Source organism: Saccharothrix sp. ALI-22-I, assembly GCF_001984175.1.
Lineage (GTDB): Bacteria > Actinomycetota > Actinomycetes > Mycobacteriales > Pseudonocardiaceae > Actinosynnema.
On the sequence record NZ_MTQP01000055.1, the window covers coordinates 38485 to 58967 of the forward strand.

General features: G+C 70.0%; 16 protein-coding genes. 7 read left to right on the forward strand and 9 right to left on the reverse strand.

All coding sequences use genetic code 11. The features are described from left to right. The first annotated feature begins 3 nt into the window (after positions 1–3). The 3 genes from ALI22I_RS14460 (at position 4) to ALI22I_RS14470 (ending at position 2586) form a co-directional block, all read left to right on the forward strand. The gene (locus tag ALI22I_RS14460) at positions 4–729 is read left to right on the forward strand and encodes an SAVMC3_10250 family protein (protein WP_077006016.1); all 726 of its coding nucleotides are present in this window, start codon (positions 4–6) and stop codon (positions 727–729) included. Between the two features lie 124 nt (positions 730–853). Beyond that, a complete protein-coding gene (locus ALI22I_RS14465; RefSeq protein WP_077006017.1) occupies positions 854–1231 on the forward strand; it encodes a PadR family transcriptional regulator in 378 nt (125 codons plus the stop codon). Continuing rightward, positions 1228–2586 carry a permease prefix domain 1-containing protein gene (locus ALI22I_RS14470; protein WP_077006018.1) on the forward strand — a complete coding sequence of 453 codons (1359 nt, stop codon included), beginning with the start codon at positions 1228–1230 and terminating at the stop codon, positions 2584–2586. Before ALI22I_RS14465 ends, ALI22I_RS14470 begins: the two co-directional genes overlap by 4 nt. Before the next feature lie 152 nt (positions 2587–2738). Here ALI22I_RS14470 and ALI22I_RS14475 read toward each other — a convergent pair whose 3' ends face one another. Further along, the gene (locus tag ALI22I_RS14475) at positions 2739–3620 is read right to left on the reverse strand and encodes a S1 family peptidase (RefSeq protein ID WP_077006019.1); all 882 of its coding nucleotides are present in this window, start codon (positions 3618–3620) and stop codon (positions 2739–2741) included. 406 nt (positions 3621–4026) lie between these two features. On the opposite strand from ALI22I_RS14475, the gene ALI22I_RS14480 reads away from it, so the two are divergent. Then, the gene (locus tag ALI22I_RS14480; RefSeq protein WP_238598359.1) at positions 4027–4281 is read left to right on the forward strand and encodes a winged helix-turn-helix transcriptional regulator; all 255 of its coding nucleotides are present in this window, start codon (positions 4027–4029) and stop codon (positions 4279–4281) included. Between the two features lie 36 nt (positions 4282–4317). On the opposite strand, the gene ALI22I_RS14485 is transcribed toward ALI22I_RS14480, so the two are convergent. The 4 genes from ALI22I_RS14485 to ALI22I_RS14500 form a co-directional block, all read right to left on the reverse strand. Further along, complete coding sequence (locus ALI22I_RS14485) at positions 4318–4731, reverse strand: hypothetical protein (RefSeq protein ID WP_077006020.1); 414 nt, start codon at positions 4729–4731, stop codon at positions 4318–4320. Positions 4732–5000: 269 nt separating this feature from the next. Beyond that, on the reverse strand, positions 5001–5714 hold the full coding sequence (locus tag ALI22I_RS14490; protein WP_077006126.1) for a DUF4386 domain-containing protein: 714 nt from the start codon (positions 5712–5714) through the stop codon (positions 5001–5003). Between the two features lie 176 nt (positions 5715–5890). Continuing rightward, complete coding sequence (locus ALI22I_RS14495; RefSeq protein WP_077006021.1) at positions 5891–7273, reverse strand: amino acid permease; 1383 nt, start codon at positions 7271–7273, stop codon at positions 5891–5893. 138 nt (positions 7274–7411) lie between these two features. Further along, positions 7412–8872, reverse strand: a complete 1461-nt coding sequence (locus ALI22I_RS14500; RefSeq protein ID WP_077006127.1) for a PucR family transcriptional regulator — start codon at positions 8870–8872, stop codon at positions 7412–7414. Between the two features lie 92 nt (positions 8873–8964). On the opposite strand from ALI22I_RS14500, the gene gabT reads away from it, so the two are divergent. Both gabT and ALI22I_RS14510 read left to right on the forward strand, forming a co-directional pair. After that, on the forward strand, positions 8965–10299 hold the full coding sequence (gene gabT, locus ALI22I_RS14505) for a 4-aminobutyrate--2-oxoglutarate transaminase (RefSeq protein WP_077006022.1): 1335 nt from the start codon (positions 8965–8967) through the stop codon (positions 10297–10299). Positions 10300–10661: 362 nt separating this feature from the next. Further along, a complete protein-coding gene (locus ALI22I_RS14510; RefSeq protein WP_077006023.1) occupies positions 10662–11606 on the forward strand; it encodes a phosphotransferase family protein in 945 nt (314 codons plus the stop codon). A gap of 498 nt (positions 11607–12104) precedes the next feature. Here ALI22I_RS14510 and ALI22I_RS14520 read toward each other — a convergent pair whose 3' ends face one another. Next, positions 12105–13529, reverse strand: a complete 1425-nt coding sequence (locus ALI22I_RS14520) for a WGR domain-containing protein (RefSeq protein WP_077006024.1) — start codon at positions 13527–13529, stop codon at positions 12105–12107. Between the two features lie 262 nt (positions 13530–13791). Here ALI22I_RS14520 and ALI22I_RS50820 point away from each other — a divergent pair, with 262 nt between their 5' ends. Continuing rightward, the gene (locus ALI22I_RS50820) at positions 13792–14430 is read left to right on the forward strand and encodes a hypothetical protein (RefSeq protein WP_179118232.1); all 639 of its coding nucleotides are present in this window, start codon (positions 13792–13794) and stop codon (positions 14428–14430) included. A gap of 195 nt (positions 14431–14625) precedes the next feature. Here ALI22I_RS50820 and ALI22I_RS14535 read toward each other — a convergent pair whose 3' ends face one another. The 3 genes from ALI22I_RS14535 to ALI22I_RS14545 all read right to left on the reverse strand — a co-directional run bounded on the left by ALI22I_RS14535 (position 14626) and on the right by ALI22I_RS14545 (position 20460). Beyond that, positions 14626–19128: a family 43 glycosylhydrolase gene (locus ALI22I_RS14535; protein ID WP_083751722.1), complete on the reverse strand. Its 4503-nt coding sequence runs from the start codon at positions 19126–19128 to the stop codon at positions 14626–14628. 282 nt (positions 19129–19410) lie between these two features. After that, a complete protein-coding gene (locus ALI22I_RS14540) occupies positions 19411–19701 on the reverse strand; it encodes a hypothetical protein (protein ID WP_143532200.1) in 291 nt (96 codons plus the stop codon). A gap of 192 nt (positions 19702–19893) precedes the next feature. Further along, entirely contained in the window at positions 19894–20460 is a 567-nt protein-coding gene (locus tag ALI22I_RS14545) for a hypothetical protein (protein ID WP_077006029.1), read from the reverse strand. Positions 20461–20483: the final 23 nt, after the last annotated feature.

The window sequence follows — 20483 nt, forward strand, 5'->3', positions numbered from 1 at the left end:
ATCTTGTACCAGGAGTACGTCTACCTCTCGGACGCCAAGGTGCGCCAGTTCATCCCGACCGCGGCACCGTGGTGGCGGAAGATGCGCGCGAAGAAGCTGGCGGGCGGCGCGAAGATCGGCGGCGTCGAGGCGTCGCTGGAGCTGGAGCCCTCGGAGGTGGCGCGCAAGTCCGAACTGTTGGACCAACTGGTGGACCACATCACCCTGGCCGGCCGGTGGTACACCGAGCCCGACCTGGTGCCCGGTGAATGGGTCTTCTTCGAGGGGCGGATCGGCTACCAGGTCACCGAGCACGACCCGGCGCGCGGCGCGGTGCTGTTCTGCGAAGCGGGGGAGGTCGCCGGCGCCGCACCGCGCATCGTGTTGCACGGCTCCGCCAAGCACCTGGTCGGGGGCTCCGGCCCGGTTCGCACACCCGCTCCGACAGAGCTCAACCGGTTCTCCGACCCGCAGAACGCCGGGGCCGTGGTGGATGCCGCGCACAGGTCCGCGCTGTCGCTGCCCGAACGGACGTTCTGGCGGCTGTTCGACCGGTCGACCGCTCAGGGCGAGGCCCTGCCACGGCACTTGGAGGTGCTGTTCCGGGAGATCGCCGGTACCGACGAGTACCTGGCCGCGGCACCGTTCCTGGGCGGGTGCGCGAAGGTGACCAGGGTGGTCCGATCGGCACGGTTGCCGTTCCCCGTGGTGGTGGCCTCGCCGCTGTACGTGCGGCACGAACGGCCGTAGAAGTCTGACCCAACCGGGTGCCTACCACCCTGCGTGACCGGTGGGCGCTCCGGTTCCTTGCGGCCAAGCGATACCTAGCAGTACTATGCCTTGTACATCTAGGGTACGGGTTAGTGGAGGTCGCGTGAAAGTCACCAAGGATCTCGTGGCCGCCTCGGCGACACCGATGGTGCTGGGCATCCTGGCCGAGGCGGACAGCTACGGCTACGCCATCCTCAGGCGGATCAACGAGCTGTCCGGTGGGGAGTTGGACTGGACCGAGGGCCTGCTCTACCCGTTGCTGCACCGGCTGGAACGCCTCGGACACGTCGAGTCCAGTTGGCAGGCGGTCGCCGGGGAGCGACGGCGCAAGTACTACCGGATCACCGAGAGCGGTCTGGCCGAGCTCGCCGATCAACGTCGTCAGTGGGACACGGTCGTGGAGGCGCTCAAGGAGATCTGGCACGGCGGCCACGGTGATTCCCGGCCGTTGATCGCGATCCCGTTGGGGGGCCACGCATGACCGACGACCTGGAAGCGCAGTTCGCCCAGTGGCGCCACTACGTGCAGCGCCGCCGGGAGCTGAGCCGGCCCGACGCCGAGGAGCTCGAAGACCACCTCCGGGGTTCCGTCGACGAGCTCGTCGCCGCCGGCCTCCACGCCGACGAGGCGTTCCTGGTCGCGGTCAAGCGCATGGGCAGCCTGGACGACCTGTCCCGCGAGTTCGCCCGGGAGCACTCGGAACGGCTGTGGAAGCAACTGGTGCTGACCGGTGCGGCCGACAGCCCGGTGGCGGACACCCGGGCGCGGCGTGACCTGCTCGCGATGGCCGTCTGCGCGGCGGGCGCGGCGGCGTCCGTCAAGGCGCCGGAGCTGTTCGGCCTGAACTTCGAAGAGGACGCCGCGTTCTACGGGCCCAACGTGGGCCTGTTCGTGCTGCCCTGGCTGGCGGGCTTCCTGGCCTGGCGCCGTCAGGCCACCAAAGCGCTGGTCGGTGTGCTGCTGGCGTTGTTCGCGCTCGGTGCCGTGGCGGCCAACATCTATTCGCTCGCGGAAGACTCCCAGTCGGTGGTCCTGACCGCCATCCACCTCCCCATCGCACTGTGGTTCGTGGTCGGTCTGGCCTATGTGGCCGACGATGTGCGCGCGCCGCGCCGACGCATGGACTTCATCCGCTTCACCGGCGAGTGGTTCGTCTACTACGTCCTCATCGCGCTCGGTGGCGGTGTGCTGACCGCGTTCATGTTCGGGACGTTCGAGGCCATCGGGATCTCCCCGGAAGGCTTCATCTCGCAGTGGCTCATGCCCTGCGGCGCCGCGGCCGCGGTGGTGGTGGCCGGGTGGCTCGTCGAGGCGAAGCAGAGCGTCGTCGAGAACATCGCCCCGGTACTCACGAAACTGTTCACCCCGCTGTTCACCGCGGCACTGCTGGCCTTCCTGGTCACCCTCGGTTTCACCAGCGGCGGCATCGACGTCGAGCGGGAAGCGCTGATCCTGTTCGACCTGCTGTTGGTCGTGGTGCTGGCGTTGCTGCTCTACTCGATCTCGGCCCGCGATCCGCTGGCCCCGCCCGGTCTGTTCGACAAGTTGCAGCTCGCGCTCGTGGTCAGCGCCCTGGTCATCGATGTGTTGGTACTGCTGGAAATCACCGGCCGCATCACCGAGTACGGCACGACACCCAACAAGGCGGCGGCACTCGGGGAGAACATCATCCTGCTGGCCAACCTCGCCTGGTCGGCGTGGTTGGTGCTGGGTCTCGTCCGCCGACGCGCACCGTTCGCGGCGCTCGAACGCTGGCAGACCACCTACCTCCCGGTCTACGCCGTGTGGGCCTGGATCGTGGTCCTGGTCTTCCCCCCGCTGTTCAACTACCTCTGACTACCTCTGACCCCAGGCTAGATCGGGTGGAGCGGGGAAGGGTGGTCGTGCTACTCCTACCCAGGCGGCTCCGCCCCGGTGACCAGGCGATGCCCGTGCCACAAAACGGCCGTGGACCGCAGGGGCGATCCCTGCGGTCCACGGCCTCGCGCTTAGACGGGAGGCTGTCCGTCGCCCCACGGCTGGGCGATGAACGCGCCGATCTCCTCGTTGGCCAGTCGCGTCCAGATGCCGGGGTAGCCGGTGGAACCGCAGCCCATGCCGCGGGACGTCACGCCCAGCTGGATGAAGGCCTGCCGGCCCGGCACCTTGACGAACAGCGGCCCGCCGGAGTCACCCTGGCAGGCGTCCTTGCCGGTACGGCCCGCGCACACGTCCAGCGCCGGGTCGATGGCGTCGTCGCCGAACTCGCCGTACGACACGGCGCACTCGGTGGCGGACACGATCGGCAGTTCGACCTCCTGCAACCGGTCCGGACCCTGCCACGCGCCCGAGTTCGGGAACGGGTCCTGCTGCACGAGGTTGCCCCAGCCGGTCGTGGTGACCTGGCGGCCGGGCCGCTCCAGCGCGTCGGTGCCGGGCGTCACCAGCTGGATCGGGGTCACGTCGGTCACCGGGGTGTCGAGGATCAGCACCGCCGTGTCGTAGCCCCCGTTGTCCTTGTACTTCGGGTGCACGTAGATGTTCTTGATCGAGCGCGACTGACCCCGGGTGTCATCGGTGAGCTGGGTCCGCCCGACGATCACGTTCCAGTCGACGACCCGGTCGGGGGTGATGGTCGCGACGCAGTGCGCGGCGGTCAGCACCGCGCTCGGGCCGATCAGCGAACCGCCGCAGTAGTGGCGGTCGTAGCCGGTGGCACCCCAGGGCTTGTACTGCAACGTGGCCATGAAGGGGTACGCACCGTCCGGCACCTCGGTGCCACCGATGATGTCCGGCGTCATGGACGGGGGAGCGGCGGCAGCGGTGCCCGCGATCGTCGAGAGGCCGAGGGCGATCGCGAGCCCTACTGCCGCGACGCGTTTGGTGAACAAGGGAGCATCTCCTCTTGCAGGGGAGCGGTCCGGGGAGTCGGACGACGGTCGTCGGGCATCTCCCCGTCACGCCGGAACGGGTCGAGGCCTGCGGTAGCCGATTGTGCGGAATCCACGCGCAGACCGCGCGTAGTCGATCTTGGCGGTCCGGTGCCGACGGGACCATCCGCTATACGAGGAAAGGAACATCCGCTATACGCGGAATCGGTCGCGATGTCGGCGCTGAAGAACAAACCGAGCCGAGATCGGCGACACGGCGGCGACGTCACGTCGGCGATCCCGGCTCGGGGTTCGTCCAGGTCCGGTTACGCGGGGAACTCCGGTGTCTTGTCGATGCGGACGATCTCGCCGCTACCCTTCTCCGCGACGACCTCGCCGCCTCCGCTTGACCAGCCGGATGGGCCGGATGCGCTATTCCGAGCTCGCCGCGCGGATTGCCGGGGTGAGCCAGAAGATGCTGACCCAGACGGTGCGAGGTCTCGAACGAGACGGTCTGTTGACCCGCACGGTGACCCCATCGGTGCCCGTCCGCGTCGACTACGAACTCACGCCGCTGGGCCAGTCGCTCCTGGAGCCGATCCGCCACCTCAAGGAGTGGGCGGAAGCCCACACGTCCGAGGTCGATTCCGCACGGGCCGCGTACGACCGGAATCACGCTTGACCCACCGCCCGGGAATCGCACCGGGCGTGGACATCGCTAGGGCTCGTTGGGCTTGTAGCAGTCCTTGAAGCCGTCCGGCTTGGGCTGGTTGCCCGCAAACGCGGTCACGACGTCCTGCTGCTTGAGGTTCTCCGGGTAGCCGGGCCAGTCCGGTTCCTGGCCGTTGACGTGCAGCTCGTCCAGCCAGTAACCGGACTGGCCGGACACCTTCGCGAACTCCAGGTCGCAGCCCTTGACCCGGACCGTCACCTCAAGGACCTTCTGCGACGACTTGACGGTCCGCTTGCCGACCTTCTTGCTCTTCTTCTCGGACTCGCTGCGCGGCTCGCCGATGGTGCTGAAGCCCGCGGCCTTCAACTCCTCGACGAACTTGTCGTCACTGCTGGAGCACCCCACCAGGGATGCGGTGCAACCCAGGGCCAGCAGCACGGACATGACCTTCGTGTTCATGTCGCAAAGCAAACATGCGCGACCGGACCCCGTGCACCGGGCCGGCCAACCGTTATCGCGCTGTGACGTTGTCAGATGTGTCAGACGTGCAGGTGGCATGGGCACTGCACGAACTTCCGGGTCTCGACGTCCCCGCTGCGGTAAGGGCGCAGGACCACCACAACCCCTTCACCCGGGGCCGCGAACATCTGCACGCCCATGCCCGATGATCGCACCTGACCCGCTGGACGCTACGCAAACCGGCGGGGTCTTGCGCGACGGTGTTCGGATCAGGCTGCGGCGGGGGCGAGTCCGCTTGGCAGGGCGTCCTTCTTGACGCTGTTGCGCAGGAGGCAGGCGATCAGCCAGAGTTCCGCGACGACCGCGGGCACCAGCACGAACGGGGACAGGGTCGGCGCCAGGTCGGGTAGCAGGAACTTGGCCACCAGGTCCGCCAGGTAGCCGAAGCACCCGACCACCAGCAGGACGCCGAGCGACCGGGGGAACCAGCCCGAGTCGCGGACCAGGTAGCCGAGCGGGAGGAGCCACAGGCCGAAGAAGACCTGGGCGATCAGGTAGCCGTTGCGGTGCAGGTCGAGGAACATCAGCACCAGGGCGTCGGAGCCGTCGGGGCCGAAGGATGTCGCGAAGGACGCGTCGGTGGCGATCATCAGCGCGGCGAAGTGGTTGAGCAGGTTCGCACACATCAGCGCGACGGCGACGGCAGAGAAGACGACCATGGCGGCGGCGGCGTTCTTGCTGACGTGCCGGAGCAACTGGTGCAGGGCCATGGCCACGAAGAGCAGGCAGGCGATGCCCACGAGGTCGGCCACGAAGCCGAGGCGGAACAGCGTGGCGTGCGCGACCACGTTGTCGGCCGTGGCAGCCGCGTCGCCGCGCTCGACGATCGTGGCGCGCACGTACATCTCGGCCACGCCGTTGAGCACGGCGAGGAGGAGGTAGAGGGCGCCCGCGACTCTCGCCGCGCGCTTGGGTGAGTTCATGACTTCCCCTTGCTCCATGTACAACATCTTTGACATGGTCAAGGTAAAGCGATGCTGACATCGTGTCAAGTTTTCTTGACTTCGTCGCCACGTCGAGGACCACGATCGACCGAAGCCCGGTCGGCATGACGTCCACCCGCGCGGGGGCGGAGCGTCATGCCGACCGGGCTTCGTCCTCAGACCGTTTCCACTGCCTCCACCACCTTGGGCGGCACGGCGCGGCGGCGGCCGCGCAGTGCGCTCACCGCGATCACCACCGCCGCGACGAGCAGGCTCAGCAGCAGCTGCGACCGGGCGCCGGCGTCGAACAACATCCCCACCAGCAGGCCGACCATGCCGACGATCGTCGCCCACGTCAGGTACGGGTAGCCCCACATGCGCAGCGTGAGCCGACCCGGCGCCTCCTGCTCCATGCGGCGGCGCATCCGCAACTGGGACACCGCGATGGCCAGCCACACGAAGACCGCCACCGCGCCCGAGGAGTTCACCAGGAAGAGGAACACGGTGTCCGGCGAGACGTAGTTCAACACCACCGTCACGAAACCGACCACAGTGGACGCCAGCACGGCGGCGGTCGGCACCCCGCGACGGGACACACGACCCAGCACCGCAGGCGCCTCGCCGCGCCGTGCGAGCGAGAACACCATCCGGGACGCGGTGAACAGGCCGGAGTTCAGGCAGGACAGCACGGAGGTCAACACGACCACGTCCATGACCACGGCGGCGGACGGCAGCCCGATGGCGTCCAGCACCGCGACGTACGGGCTCTTGGCGACACTCGCGTCGTTCCACGGGATCAGCGTGACGACGACGGCGATGGAGCCGATGTAGAACAGGAGGATGCGCCACACCACGGACCGGACGGCGGTGCGGACGGCCTGGCCGGGGTTCTCCGATTCACCCGCCGCGATGGTGGCGATCTCCGCGCCGAAGAAGGAGAACACCACGACGAGCATGGCGGCGAAGATCGGCCCCGAGCCGTTGGGCAGGAACCCGCCGTGCCCGGTGAGGTTGGACAGTCCGGGCGCGGCGACGTTCGGCAGCATGCCGAAGATCGCGAGACCGCCGAGGACCAGGAAGATCGTGATGGCGGCGACCTTGATACCGGCGAACCAGAACTCGAACTCACCGAAGGCGCGCACCGAGTACAGGTTGGTCAGCACGAGCAGGATGGTCAGCACCAGCGCCCAGGTCCACTGTGGAACCGCAGGTACCCACCGGTGCACGATGGCCGCGCCCGCCGTCGCCTCGATGCCCACCACGACGACCCAGAACCACCAGTACAGCCAGCCCACCGTGAAGCCCGCCCAAGGGCCGATCGCACGTTCGGCGTACGCGGAGAAGCTGCCGGTGTCCGGGTTGGCCGCGGACATCTCGCCCAGCATCCGCATCACCAGCACGACGAGCAGTCCGGCAACGGCGTAGGAGATCAGCACACCTGGTCCCGCCGTGCCGATCGCCGCGCCGCTGCCGACGAACAGCCCGGCGCCGATGACCCCGGCGATGGCGATCATGCTGAGGTGCCGCTTGCGCAATGAGGGTTGCAGGTCCTGCGACATCGGCCCTCCTTCCTGCGTTGAGAGCTGCCGGTTGGTTGCGCACCAGTCTGGGAGCGGCCGCTGCCGAGGTGACAGTGGACATTCCGGCGTAGTCGCGCGACGGCGTTGTACGGAATGGCCAGTTCCGCGCCGAAGAGGTCAAACCCGTGTTTCCGGCAGGTCACCAGGCTCGTTCGCGGCTTGGTCGAGCAGGTGCAGGGCGAACCAGAACTCCGCCCGGGCGCCGGGCGAATCCAGGTCCCGGCCGGTGAGTTCGGCGATCTTGCCGATGCGGTTGCGCAGCGTGTGCCGGTGGACCCCGAGGCGGGCCGCCGCCGGATCCCACTGGCCGTGCCGCCGGAGCCATTCGGTGAGCGACACGATCAGGTCGCCACGGCCGTTCCGGTCGTGCTCCAACACCGGCCCCAGCAACGACCGCGCGTAGGCGTGGGCGTCCTCGACGTGCAGCAGGCCCAGCATCCCGGCGCCCGCCACGTCACCGAACCGCACCAGTTCACCGGGGTGCGCGGATTCGGCGGCCCGGACGGCGTGCCGGTGCGCACGACCGAAGTCCGGGTAGTCGACGGGCTCGGACACACCACCGCGCAGCCCCGCCACGGCCTCCGGCCCCGGCCCCGGCCCCAGGGCCACGAGCCGGTCGTCGAGTTCGGCGCAGAAGACGTCACTGCTCTCCAGCAGCTCCAGCCCCCGTGCGCGGTGCGTGGTGGGTCCGGTGAACACGTGCACCTCGACCGGCTCGTCGGGCAGCGGCGACACCTCGGCGGCGAGCTCGTGGTGACCGGCCAGCAGCAGGCGCAGTGCCGCGCCGCGCAGCCGACGCCGGGCGGTGTCGAGGTCGCCGGCGCGGGCGATGGTCAGGGTGAGCACCGACGCGGCGGCGGTCAGGATCTGCTGCCCCACCCGGTCCAACGGCGAGGAGCGCCCGACGACCAGGAAACCGCGGCTGCCCAGGACGTGCACGGCGATGTGGTCCTCGCCGAGGGCGAAACCGGCACTGGCCACGCGGCGGCGCAGCCGGTCCAACTCGACCGACAACGCCGGGACCCGCTGCACGGCGGCGGCAGGGGAGGCGGCCAGCACCGTGCCGGACTGCTCCAGCAGCAGCACCCAGCCGGCGAGCAGCCGGGACAGTCGCCGCACCACCCGTTCCGGACCGGCCAGCGCCGCGGCCGTCAACTCGCGCTGCGCCGCGTTGGTCGCCGTGACCTCCGCATAGGAGTCCGCGGCCACGGCGCCGGACACGGCCTTGCTGATGGCGATGAACGGCGTCCGCTTCGGCACTTCGAGCAGCGGCAACCCGGCCTCGTCGGCCGCCGTGACCAGCGTCGGCGGAACGGTGTCGTGGCCGAGCCCGGTGCCGAAGCCCAGCCCGGCGACGCCGCGGTCGACCAGCAGTGCCACGAAGGCCCGGAAGTCGGTGTCCGCGTCCACCCGCAGGCCGGTGGTCAGCAGCAGTTCGCCGCCTTCGAGGAACGGGGTCGGGTCGTCCAGTTCGCTGACGTGGACCCAGTCGACGGGGCGGTCCAGCCGGTCGTGACCGGCCAGCACGCGCAGGCGCAGCGCAGGCTCCTGCCGGAGCCTGGCGAGGGTCATGGGCATCCGCACCACCCGCCGATCCGGCCAGATTGGAGTGCTCAATCTAGCCGATTCGGTCATTGGGGCCACCGGTCGCGTGGGCCGATCCTGGGCACATGACCACGACCACCTCCGCGAACCGGCTGCGCACCGAAATCCCGGGGCCCGCGTCACGCGCCCTCCAGGCCCGCCGCTCGGACGCGGTCGCGGCCGGGGTCTCCAGCACGTTGCCCGCCTTCGTCGACCGCGGCGGCGACGGGCTGCTCATCGACGTGGACGGCAACGAGCTGATCGACCTGGGGTCCGGCATCGCGGTCACCTCGGTCGGCAACCCGGCGCCCGAGGTGGTCGACGCCGTGCGGCGGCAGGTGGAGCGCTTCACGCACACCTGCTTCATGGTGACGCCGTACGAGGAGTACGTGGCGGTGTGCGAGCAGCTCAACGCACTCACCCCCGGCGACCACGCCAAGCGGTCGGCGCTGTTCAACTCCGGCGCCGAAGCGGTGGAGAACGCGGTGAAGATCGCCCGGCACGCGACCGGCAGGCCCGCGGTCGTGGTGTTCGACCACGCCTACCACGGGCGCACCAACCTGACGATGGCCATGACGGCGAAGAACATGCCGTACAAGCACCGGTTCGGCCCGTTCGCGGGCGAGGTGCACCGCGTGCCGATGTCCTACCCGTTCCGCGACCCGGCCGGGCTGACCGGGCCGCAGGCGGCGGCGCGGGCGACGGACCGGATCGAGAAGCACGTCGGCGCGGACAACGTCGCGGCCGTGCTGATCGAACCCATCCAGGGCGAGGGCGGGTTCGTGGTGCCCGCGCCGGGTTTCCTGCGCGCGCTGGCCGACTGGTGCGCGGCCAACGACGTGCTGCTGGTGGCCGACGAGATCCAGACCGGGTTCTGCCGCACCGGCGCGTGGTTCGCCGCCGAGCACGAGGACGTCGTCCCGGACCTGGTCACCACCGCGAAGGGCATGGCGGGCGGGCTCCCGCTGGCCGCCGTGACCGGTCGCGCCGAGGTGATGGACGCCGTGCACGCGGGCGGCCTGGGCGGCACGTACGGCGGCAACCCCGTCGCCGCCGTGGCCGCGCTGGCGGCGATCGACACCATGCGCTCCCGTGACCTCGCGGGCGCCGCACGACGGATCGAGGCGTCCGTGCTGCCCAGGCTGCGCGCGCTCGCGGACGCCACCGGCGTCATCGGCGACGTGCGGGGTCGTGGCGCGATGCTGGCGGTCGAATTCGTCCGACCGGGCACGACCGAGCCGGACCCCGGGCTCACCGCACGCGTGGCCGCCGCCTGCCACCGCGCCGGGGTGGTCGTGCTCACCTGCGGCACCGACGGGAACGTGATCAGGCTGCTGCCGCCGCTGGTGATCCCGGACGCGCTGCTGGACGAAGGACTTGCTGTGCTGGAACGGGCCGTGTCGGCGGAATCGCGACTCTGAACAAACTCTTACCGGCCGGGGTTTGTTCGGCGGGGTGCTGGAATTCCGGAGAATGCGGATGGAGGACGGCGCGCGTTGAGCTTCGACGACAAGTGGTGTTGATCATGTTCGGCACCTCTTCGCCGTCGTGGTGTCACAAAACGGTGGGCTCCGGAGCCTTGTGGGTGAGACACGATCCAGAGTGGAGAGACAGGAGCCACCATGAGCGAGGACGGCCGTCCGGACCCCGCCACTGACGCGTTCGTCACCCACCGCAACCTGCTCTTCACCGTCACCCGGCATCGTCCGCCTCGGGCGGCGGGATTCTGGGCAGGCGGCGAAATCCAGGTGCGGGTGCGGGGGAGGGCGGGTGTACTCCCCCCATGGTCGAATACCGCCAGCGCCACACCGACGAGTGGCTCGCACACTTCGCCCGTCGCGGCCACAGCGCCCCGAGCACCCTCGCCGCCGGCGTCGAGGGCGCCGTCTACCGACTCGACGAGGGCCTCGTCGCCAAGGTGTGGAGCGGCCGGCCGCCGACTGATCTCGATCTCTCCCGCCGGGTCTACGCGGACATCGCCCGCCACCCGCTGCCCTTCGCCACGCCGGAGATCCTCGACACCGAGGTCCACGACGGCGTTTTCGTCACCTACGAGCGCGAGCTGACCGGATCGCCCTTCCGCTCCGAGCCCGTGATGACCTCCTCCGAACGCGACCTGCCCGCCACCGAGACCACCGCGCTCCTGACGGTCCTGCGCGCCCTCGCCGCCGTCCCGGGCACCGAGGCCATGCGCGGCCTCACCGTCCAGGGCGACGACCGCCCCCTCTGGCGGGGCCACACGCGCTTCCCCGACGCGCTCGCCGCCCTCGTCCGGCGCGCCGCCCGCCGTCATGGCGACGTGCTCGCCGCCCACGTTCCGGGTCTTTCCGCTGCGGTGGAACGGGTCGTCGCCTCTCTCACAGCCCTGCCCGACTCACCGGTCACCGCCATCCACGGGGACCTCGCCCCGCCCAACATCCACGTGGACGACACCGGCCGTCCCACCGCCGTCCTCGACTTCGGCTTCTTCACCACCGCCGGCGATCCCGCGTTCGAGGCCGCTGTCACCGCCGCCGTCTGGGACATGTACGGACCACACGCCGAACACCACGCCGCCACCCTCACCGGCCTGTTCGCCGGGGAGCTCGGTTACCCGGCCGACACCCTCGCGCTCTACCAGGCCGTCTACGCCCTCACCACCTACGACCTGTTCTCCTCGGACGGCAGCGACGGCCACTTCCACTGGTGTGCCGCCCTTCTCCGGAGAAATCGGGTGGCGTGCGCTTAGCACTCCGGTTGCGGCTTCGCGATCTTGCGTGGAGACCCGGCAGGGAATCGGGTGCGGCCACCTGGGCCGGCTCTCAAGCGTCGAGCGGAAGAACTGCTGGTGTCTTGCCGAACAGGCCGGCCCGGCCCGGCCCGATGCAGCGCCTGCTGCGATACGCGCGCACTGGACCCCCTGCAAGCCGGCGAGACCAGCCTCGCCACCCTCGCCGCCGACCTGGGCTTCGCCGACCAACCACACCTGTCCCGCACCATGCGGGACCACCTGGGCCACACCCCACCGCACTCCGCCGGCTGCTCACCTGACCGACACGACGCCCACAGACCCCCGCCGAGCAGGTGGCGTTCGACTCGACGTCGTACCGACAACGCCCTGATCCGTTGGAGGAACGCGTCGCCGACCGCCGCCACGACCCGTGGTGCGGCCGGGCACGAGCTGTTCCGCCGACGGTGAGCCGGTGCCGGCGCGACCCGGTCGACAGGTCGCCGCCGGCACCGGTGCTCAGCGGAGGCGCTTGATCTCGCCGCGGGTGCGGTAGAACGACCCGCCGGCCGAGGTGACCACCTCCGTGACCAGGTACCGGGCGCCCGGCACCCGGATGTTCTTGGGGAACTGCACGCCCCAGGTGCGGTCGTACCCGTCCGAGACGACGTGCACCCTGATCCGGCCGCCCTCCCGCACGCATTCGACGACGACGCCCTCGCCCGGGGCGACGTGCGAGACGACCTCGACCTCGGCGGTCGCCTCGACGCGGTCGATGCTGCCGGCCTTGATGTCCTGGCGCGGCGGGAGCTGCCCCTGCTCGGCCGCGTGCACGGCGGCCGGACTGGCGTCGAGGCAGGCGAGCGAACCGTCCGTCGTCACCAGGTAGAGCCGCTCGTCGCGGTACTGCATGGAGAACGCCGAGCCGCACCCGGTGGCGAGTTTCCACAGCCGGGTCCCGTCGGCGGCGAAGCAGTACACCGAGGACTGGTTGTCGCCCGCGAAGACGAACTCGCCGTCGGGCGAGGTCGCGCAGGAGAACACGGGTGCGTCGCAGCGGTAGTTGCCCGTCTCGCGCCCGTCCGACTTGGCGAACCGGTGCACCCGGCCCCGACTGGTGCCCGCGAAGACCTCGGTGCGCTCCTGCCAGCCGAACAGCACCTGTCCGACGGTGTCGGCGTGCCACGCTTGGTGACCGCGGCTGGTGTAGTGGGTGACGCCCCGGGAGTGGCCGTGGAAGACGCCTTCCTGCGAGCAGCGGACCATCCAGGCGCTGTCGCCGGTGGCCGGGCGCGACCACTGGAACTCGTCCTCGTGGTCCACCACGGTCACCCGACCTTGCCGGTCGGACACGCCGAGCACGCCGTCGTGGATGTCGAGCCAATAGATGTCGACGTCGTCGGCGATCTCGTAGGCCACCCGGGGCACCTTGGCGCCGAGGTCGTACACCTGGCCGTCGTCACACCCCGCGTAGATCCAGAAGTCGTCGGCCACGATGCACTTGACGGCGTCGGGCAACCCGAACCGCCCGGTGACCCGGCCGTCGTGGGTGAGGGTGTAGACATCGCCCTTCTCGTTGCCGACCCAGGCGTGGTCCTCGCCGATGAAGATCCCGAACGCCGGAGCCCCGGAGGCGAACCGCCACAGCACCGGTGCCTGGTGGGCGGTCGAGCGGGTGCTGACGATCTGCCGCCGGCTCACCGACCGGCGCTGACGCGCACCCTTGACGGCGGGGGCGTAACCCTTGCGCACCTTCTCGCCGATCTTCTTCTCGGCCGCCTTGAGCGCCTTGGCGTGGTCGGCGAAGGTCGCGCTCCTGACCTGCCCCTGTTCCCCGATGCGCCCGTAGGTGATGGTGACCTCGGTGTCGTTGACCAGCACCTCGTAGAACTTGTGCGCACCACCGTCGGCTTCGGACAGCTCCAGGTACGTCGTGGCGGACATGCGTTCGCTCCCCCTTCACGTGAACTGCGCGCACGCTATCGAGGGACACCGACAGTTCCGGGCGTCGCGCCCGACGACCAGGGGATTCGAGGGACCAGCGCCCTCCACGCGCAGGACTTCCGCCGGGGCCGCGGTCGCGTGGGCGATGACGTCGAGGATGGTGTCCGGGTGCGGGCCGCTGAACCGGGCGGGGATATGTTCGGTCACCAAGTGCGGAATTCGCCGTTCAGGCTGTTCCGCATCGCGGGAGAGGAGCAGGGGCGTGGACCCTTCGTTGCTACCCCGGGTGCCGCCGGGTGCCTCGGATGGTGAACTCGTGGTGATCTGTGCCGCCGTAGCCGAGCACGGGGCCGCGTTGTGCCGTGTCTTCGGCACGCCGGAGCAGGTCGCCTGGGTGGACGGGGCGCTCGACCTCGTCTGGGCGGCGGCCTCGGGCGAGGCGGTCGAGGACGAGTGCGCCGAGGCGTTGGACGAGGTGGAGCTCGCCATCGACGAGGAGGAGGCCGACACGGAGGACCCGGCCTTCTTCGCCGACCAATCCGTCGCCCTGGTCGGTCTCGCGCTCGAATCCGTGTTGCGGCCGTCCGTCGACAAGGCGGAAGACGCCTTGGAAGAGCTCAGGTCATCGCTGTCCAGTTTCGACTTCAAGCTGTCGGGAGCCCAGGTGGTGGTCGTGAAGTACGGGCAACCACGTCCGCCGCCGGGGCCGCTTGAGCAGTCGGAGATCACGGCGCAGCGCGACGTGCTCGCCCAGCTCGCCTCGACGGTGGACGAGTCACGACGAGGCGTCGTTCCCCCGTCGGTTGTGGCGCGGATCCGTGAGTCGGCGGAGGCGTTCGCGGCGGAACTGGCCGGCTCCGTCGAGCAGGCCGCGGTGCTGCTGCGCGACTGGGAGGCGTGAGTCAGGCCGGCTCTGAGCGCCGCCGCACTACGACGCGCGTACGGCCTGACCCGGTGGCGCTGAAGGTCGACTTCGGCGATCTTCACCGTGATCGCTTCTCCGACCCGTTCGAACGCCCAGGCCGGACCTGGGCCGCTCCTGACGGGACAGGCCCACCACCGGTCGCGGTGGTGGGCCTGTCCCGTCTTGCGGTTCTCAGAGTTGGTACTTCAGTTCCGCCGCGATGGTCCGCATCCGGGTCCGGACCCCTTCGTCGCGCACTTGGGCCGCCAGGCGCCCGAGGTTGTCCAGCATGGGGGCGGCGGCCTGGGGCAGGCCCGCCGCCTGGGCGGTCTCGGCGAGGGTCAGGTGCAGCTGGGCGAGCAGGGACACGATCGGGTTGATCCGGCCCGCCTTCTCGAAGTCCACGACCTCCGCCCTGGCCTGCGAGTAGGTCAACGGCTGGACCGCCAGCGTCCACACCTCGCTCCAGACGAGGTTGACGCTCTGGGCGCGGTACTCGACCGTGTGGCTGCCCTTGCCGACCGTGACCGGGCCCTGGTACTTCGTCCACGCCCCGCCGTCGACCCGGTGCTCGACGGCCGCCACGCCCTGGCCGCCCGTCAGCGTGACCGTGCCGAGGCTCACCGCCGTCGTGATCGGGCCGCCGGTGTAGGTCAGCGGCTCGACGCTCTCCAACGTCGGCACGACCTTCCGGATCGAGCCGTCGGGCTCGAAGTGCAGCCGGTCGATCGTGGTCTCCCGGTGCATGCCGTCCCCGCCGGGGATGGCGAACCGGTGGTAGGCGATGTACCAGTCGTCGGTCCCCGGCACCTGGACGATCGAGTGGTGGCCGGTCCCGAGGATGCCGTTGCCCGTGTCCTTGGTGAGGATCTCGCCGCGCGAGGTCCACGGGCCGGTCGGGCTCGGGCCGGTGGCGTAGCCGACCCGGTAGTTCTCACTGCGGGTGTCGTCGACGGACCAGGACAGGTAGTAGACCCCGGCCCGCTTGTTCAGGAACAGGCCCTCGCGGAAGTCGGTCAGCCCGCTGAAGGTCTTCTCGGTGCTCTTGTCCAGCGACACCATGTCCGCGTTCAGCTGGGCGATGCGCGGGGTTCCGTTGCCCCACAACAGGTAGCTGCGGCCGTCGTCGTCGGTGAACACCGCCGGGTCGATCTGCTGGGCGTTGTTGTAGTCGGCCTTGTTGACCAACGGCCGGCCCAACGGCTCGGTGAACGGCCCGAGGGGCGAGTCGGCCACCGCGACGCCGATGTTCTGGTCGGCGGAGAAGTAGAAGTAGTACTTGCCGTCCTTCTCGATCGCGGTCGGCGCCCACGCCCGGGAGTCGGCCCAGGACACGTCCGGTCCCAGGTCGAGGATCGTGCCGTGCTCGGTCCAGTCGAGCAGGTTCTTCGACGACCACACCTTGAACGACGAGCTGCTCCAGCCGGGGAACCCGTCGGTCGTGGCGTAGATGTAGTACGTGTCGCCGAACCGCACGATGTTCGGGTCGGCGTTGAAACCGGGCAGCACGGGGGAGCGCATCACCAGCGCCCGCACGGCCCACTGGCGTGACGTGCCGTCCTTCGCGGTGACCGTCACCGTGACCGGCTTGGAGTAGTCCTGAGGGCCGGACGGCGTGACCGTCGACCCCGACGCCACGACGAACGCGGGGTCGAGCGCCTTCAGATCGGTGCCGGGGCGGACCGGCAGCACCACGGTGCCCGCGGCCGAGTCGATCCGCGCGTCGACCTTCAGGCTCTCCAACCGGACCCCGATGACCCCGGTGGTGTTGTCGCTGAGCTCCGCCACGTCCTCGGCCGACAACGCCCTGGCGTACAGGGAGAAGTCGCGCACCTGGCCCTTGAGGTACTTGTCGGCGGAGTACAGGGACCGGCCGATGAAGTTGGCCGCCGTCCGGCCGCCGCCGATGTCGCCCGGATCGACGGTGACCCCGGTCTTGGTGCCGACGAGCACGCCGTCGAGGTAGACCTTGGCGGTGTCCGCCTTGTCCAGCGTGTAGGTCAGGTTCCGCCAGCCGCCGCGGGGGACGTCCGCCCCTGAGGTGACGGTCTGCTCACCGGTCCAGTTGCCCAGCGAGATGGACGACCGGTAGTTGTTTCCGGTGGTGAACAGGTAGCCGTCACCCGCGTTGTTGGTCGTGTTGCCCAGGCCCCAGATGAAGTAGGGCGTCGGCTGCGTGGGGTCGATGTTGACGTCCAGCGAGACGGTGATCTCGTCCAGCCCGGTCATGATGTTGTCCGGCAGGCGCACGTGGCCGTTGGAACCGCCCAGCCGCAGCGCGCCGTCCGACCAGGTGGCGTCCCCGGACAGGGTGCCGTTGTAGCCGTTGCCGGACGTGTCGGTCACCTGGGTGCCGCTGGTCTGGTCGAGGTCGTAGTGGGCGACCAGGCCGTTGGCGTCACGCTTGACCGGCTCCGGCGGGATCGGGCCGTTGAGCGCCTTGAGCAGCGCGGTGTGCTCGGTCGCGGTGACCGGCACGACGGTGCCGTGCCGCGGGCTGGCGGGCAGGTCGAACGCGGCCGGGACGCGCCAGTTGGGCGCCTCCAGGTCCGCCGTGCCCAACGGGATGTAGCCGCGGCCGCCGTACTCGTCCACGAACAGGTAGTACGGGGAGCCGGACTTGTCGCCCGGGTTGGCCTTGAACACCGTCGGGCCCTCTACGGCGGAAGTCCCCGCGTCCCGGCCGATGCAGCCCTTCTGGAACGCCCACGCCGGCGCGCCGGGCAGGTCGACCGCGGTCAGCGAGGTCGCCTTCTCCTGGATGATGTCCGAGCAGCCGGTGCCGCTCGCGCCCTCGTCCTTGGTGAACCGGTAGTAGATCCCGTTGTCCTTGATCACCGTGGAGTCGATGCGCGAGGACCCGCGGTCCTGCCAGATCTTCGGCTCGCTGAACGTCGTGAAGTCGCGCGTGGTGGCGTAGAGCATCCGGTTGTACACGTTGCCGGTGTGCTGCGGGTCGTTCTCCGCGTACAGCTTGGACGCCCAGAACACCACGTACTGCTTGATGGTGTCGTCCCAGTACGCCTCGGGCGCCCACGTGTTGCCGGCCGTGGGCGGGGAGATCTTCACGTGCCGCTGCTCGGACCAGTTCACCAGGTCCGTGGACTCCCACACCTCCAGGTACAGGCTGCCCTGGCGCTGCGCCCGGTCCCAGTCGCCGTCACGGCCGATGGACAGGTCGGTGGCGATGAGGAAGAACCGGTCGCCCTCGGGCGAGCGGATCAGGAACGGGTCCCGCAGGCCCTGCGTGCCCTTCGTGGACGTCAGCACCGGGGCGCCGTTGTTGAGCTCGTCCCACTGCAGGGCGTTGTTGCCGCGGCTGGCGGCGAAGTAGATCTTCTCGCCGCTGACGGAGTTGCCGGTGAAATAGGCGAACGCGTAGCCCGCGTAGGGCTCGGCCTTGGGCAGTTGGCGCACGGTCAGGTCGAACGTCCTGCTCACCGTCGCGGTGCCGACGGTGACGGTCGCGGTGAGGCGGACCGCCGCGTCACCCGCGCCGGTGGCGGGCCGCGCCACGACCCCGTCCGGCGCGACCACGGCGGGCGCCGACGACGACCACGCCACGGTCGCGTTGTTCAGGCCCGTGGTCGGCAGGGTGAGGTGCCCGCGCACGTCATCGGCGTGCGCCACGCTCAGCGCGGCGGCGGCCTCCTCCGCCCTGGACCGGTCGCCGGGCAGGGGGAGCACGGTGGCCTGGAAGGACTTCTGCGCGGTCGAGCCACCGCGGGTCAGCGTCGCCGTGAGCGTGACCCGGGCCGGGTCGGCATCCGCCGCGGGCCGCGTGACCTTGCCGCTCGGCGCGATCACGGCGGTGTTGTCGGACGCCCAGGTGATCGTCGAACCGTAGGCGGCCTTGCCGGGCAGTGCCAGGTCGGCGGTGACGGCGGAGAGGTCGCCGAGCGCGAGACCGGTGACGTCGGCCTGCAACCGCTCGGCGTCGCTCAGCGCGATCGTGGCGACTTCGGCGTCGTCCAGCGCCCGGTTGTAGATCCGGAAGTTCTTGACCTTGCCGCGCAGGGTGTTGTCGGCGGCGTAGTTCGACTCGCCGAGCACGTTGACGGTCGTCGTGCCGTTGCCGATCTGCCCGGGCTGGGTCGTCACCGAGGTGTTGCGCCCGACGGCGACGCCGTCCTCGTAGAGGGTTCCGGTCGTGCCCGTCTGGGTGTAGGTCACCGACTTCCACACGCCCCGGTCGAGCCTGCCGCCGGAGGACCGTGCGGTCACCTGCTCGCCGGACCAGTTGGTCTTCGACGCGGCGGCCCGGAAGTTGTCACCGCTGGCGAACAGGTACCCGTTGCCCGAGGAGGACGTCGCCGGGTTGCCCAGACCCCAGATGAAGTACGGCGTGGCCTGCGCGGGGTCGACCAGCACGTCCACCGAGACGGTGATCGACGACAGTCCGGCGGCGATGTTGTTCGGGATCTTGACGTGGTCGTCCACGCCGTCGAGCGCGAGTCCTTCGGAGCCGGACCACGTGCCGCCGGCCAGGGTGCCGTTCCGGCCGTTGCCGGAACTGTCCGCGACCACCGAACCCGAAGCCTGGTCCAGGTCGTAGCGCAGGACGAGGCCGTCGGTGACGTCATCCGACGCGCCGACGGCCTGCTGCGGTATGGCCGCTATGCCCAAGCACAACGTGACGGCCACGCCCGTGGCCAGTCGTCGGAACGTCGGTCTCTCACGGGCAAAGCGCAGCATGCGGTCCTCGCTACATTGCGATGGTGTTAGCGCTAACACGAGGAGTGTGAGAGGACCTACTGGGTATGTCAACAACGTCTCCGGCTGGAGTGATCGCTAACAACCGTCCGGACGTCCGGAGCGGATTCCCACCCCACGGCCTTCGAGGTCGGAAACGCGACCCGTCGGACCCGCGGAGCAGCGCCGGCTGATCGGTTCCACGGACGCCCGACGCGGCAGCCGTTCACGATGCTGCCGGGCACAGCATCGCCCGCCGCCCGCTCGGCGCGACCGCACGCCGCCTCACCACGTGATCTCCTGCAGCGTTTCTTCTAGAGCTCTGGGCTGCGGCTGGAGGCCCTCCGGCGTGATGGCCGAGGTGTCCCGCACGGCTGCGGAAGTCGGCATCGACGTGCCCGTAGGGCTTCCGCGTCCGGCTGCCGCGACGGCCGCCGCGGCGACGACGAGCCCCGCGGCAGCCATGCCGGCGAGCAGTACCACGACCTTCTTGCGGCGATCCCAGGTTCTGCGATTCAAGCCGGTGAACACCGCCGCGCACAGCGTCGTGGCACTGAGCGCCACCAACAGTGCCACCGCGGCGCCTCCGAACGTGGCGGCGGTTGCCGCGGCTGTGAGAACGGTGAACGCGCTGCCGAACACCTGTGCCCAGCCGGGCAGGTCTCGCGGGCTCGTCCGCTGCTCCCGGGTGGGTCGGTGGTCGTCGGGTGGCAGTCCAGATTGCATCGATGACCTCGGTGGTTCGCGTGGTGGGCGGTCGGCGTCGGGTCAGGACCGCGTCGGGTCCGGCGCCGACGGCCCGACCGTCCGCGCTGTCCGGCCACCGAGGGCCAGGGCCGTGGCGTTGTACGCCACCACGCCGAGCGTGAGCAGTAGCGCGAGCCAGAAACCGAACCGCGACTCGACCATGTCGCTCGCGGCGGCGGGGTCCAGGTTCTCGGCGCTCGACAGCCCTGAGGCGAGGAAGTCGTGGACCGAGACCTGGTTGGCGATGAGGAAGAACGCCCCGAGCGCACCGACACCGGCCCCGAGCAGGTGCCCGGCCTTCGACCTGGACAACACGACGATGCCCGCGAGGAGGACGAGCAGGGCGACGACCATCAGCGGCTGCCCGGGGATCGCGCTCTTCGAGGCATAGGCCGACTCGTCGGCCTTGCCCGACATCTCGATCGTCGCCTCACCGCCGAACGCCAGGTCCCACCCGGTGTACTCGGCGCTGATGTTGGCCATCGGCGACTCGCACGACACCGCCGTGAACGGGAAAGCCAGGCACAGCAGGGTGAGGGCCAGCAGGGACAGGTTGACGGGTCTGCGCTTCGGCGAGTTGTTCGGCATGCACCGAGTCTGGAACGGCGGCG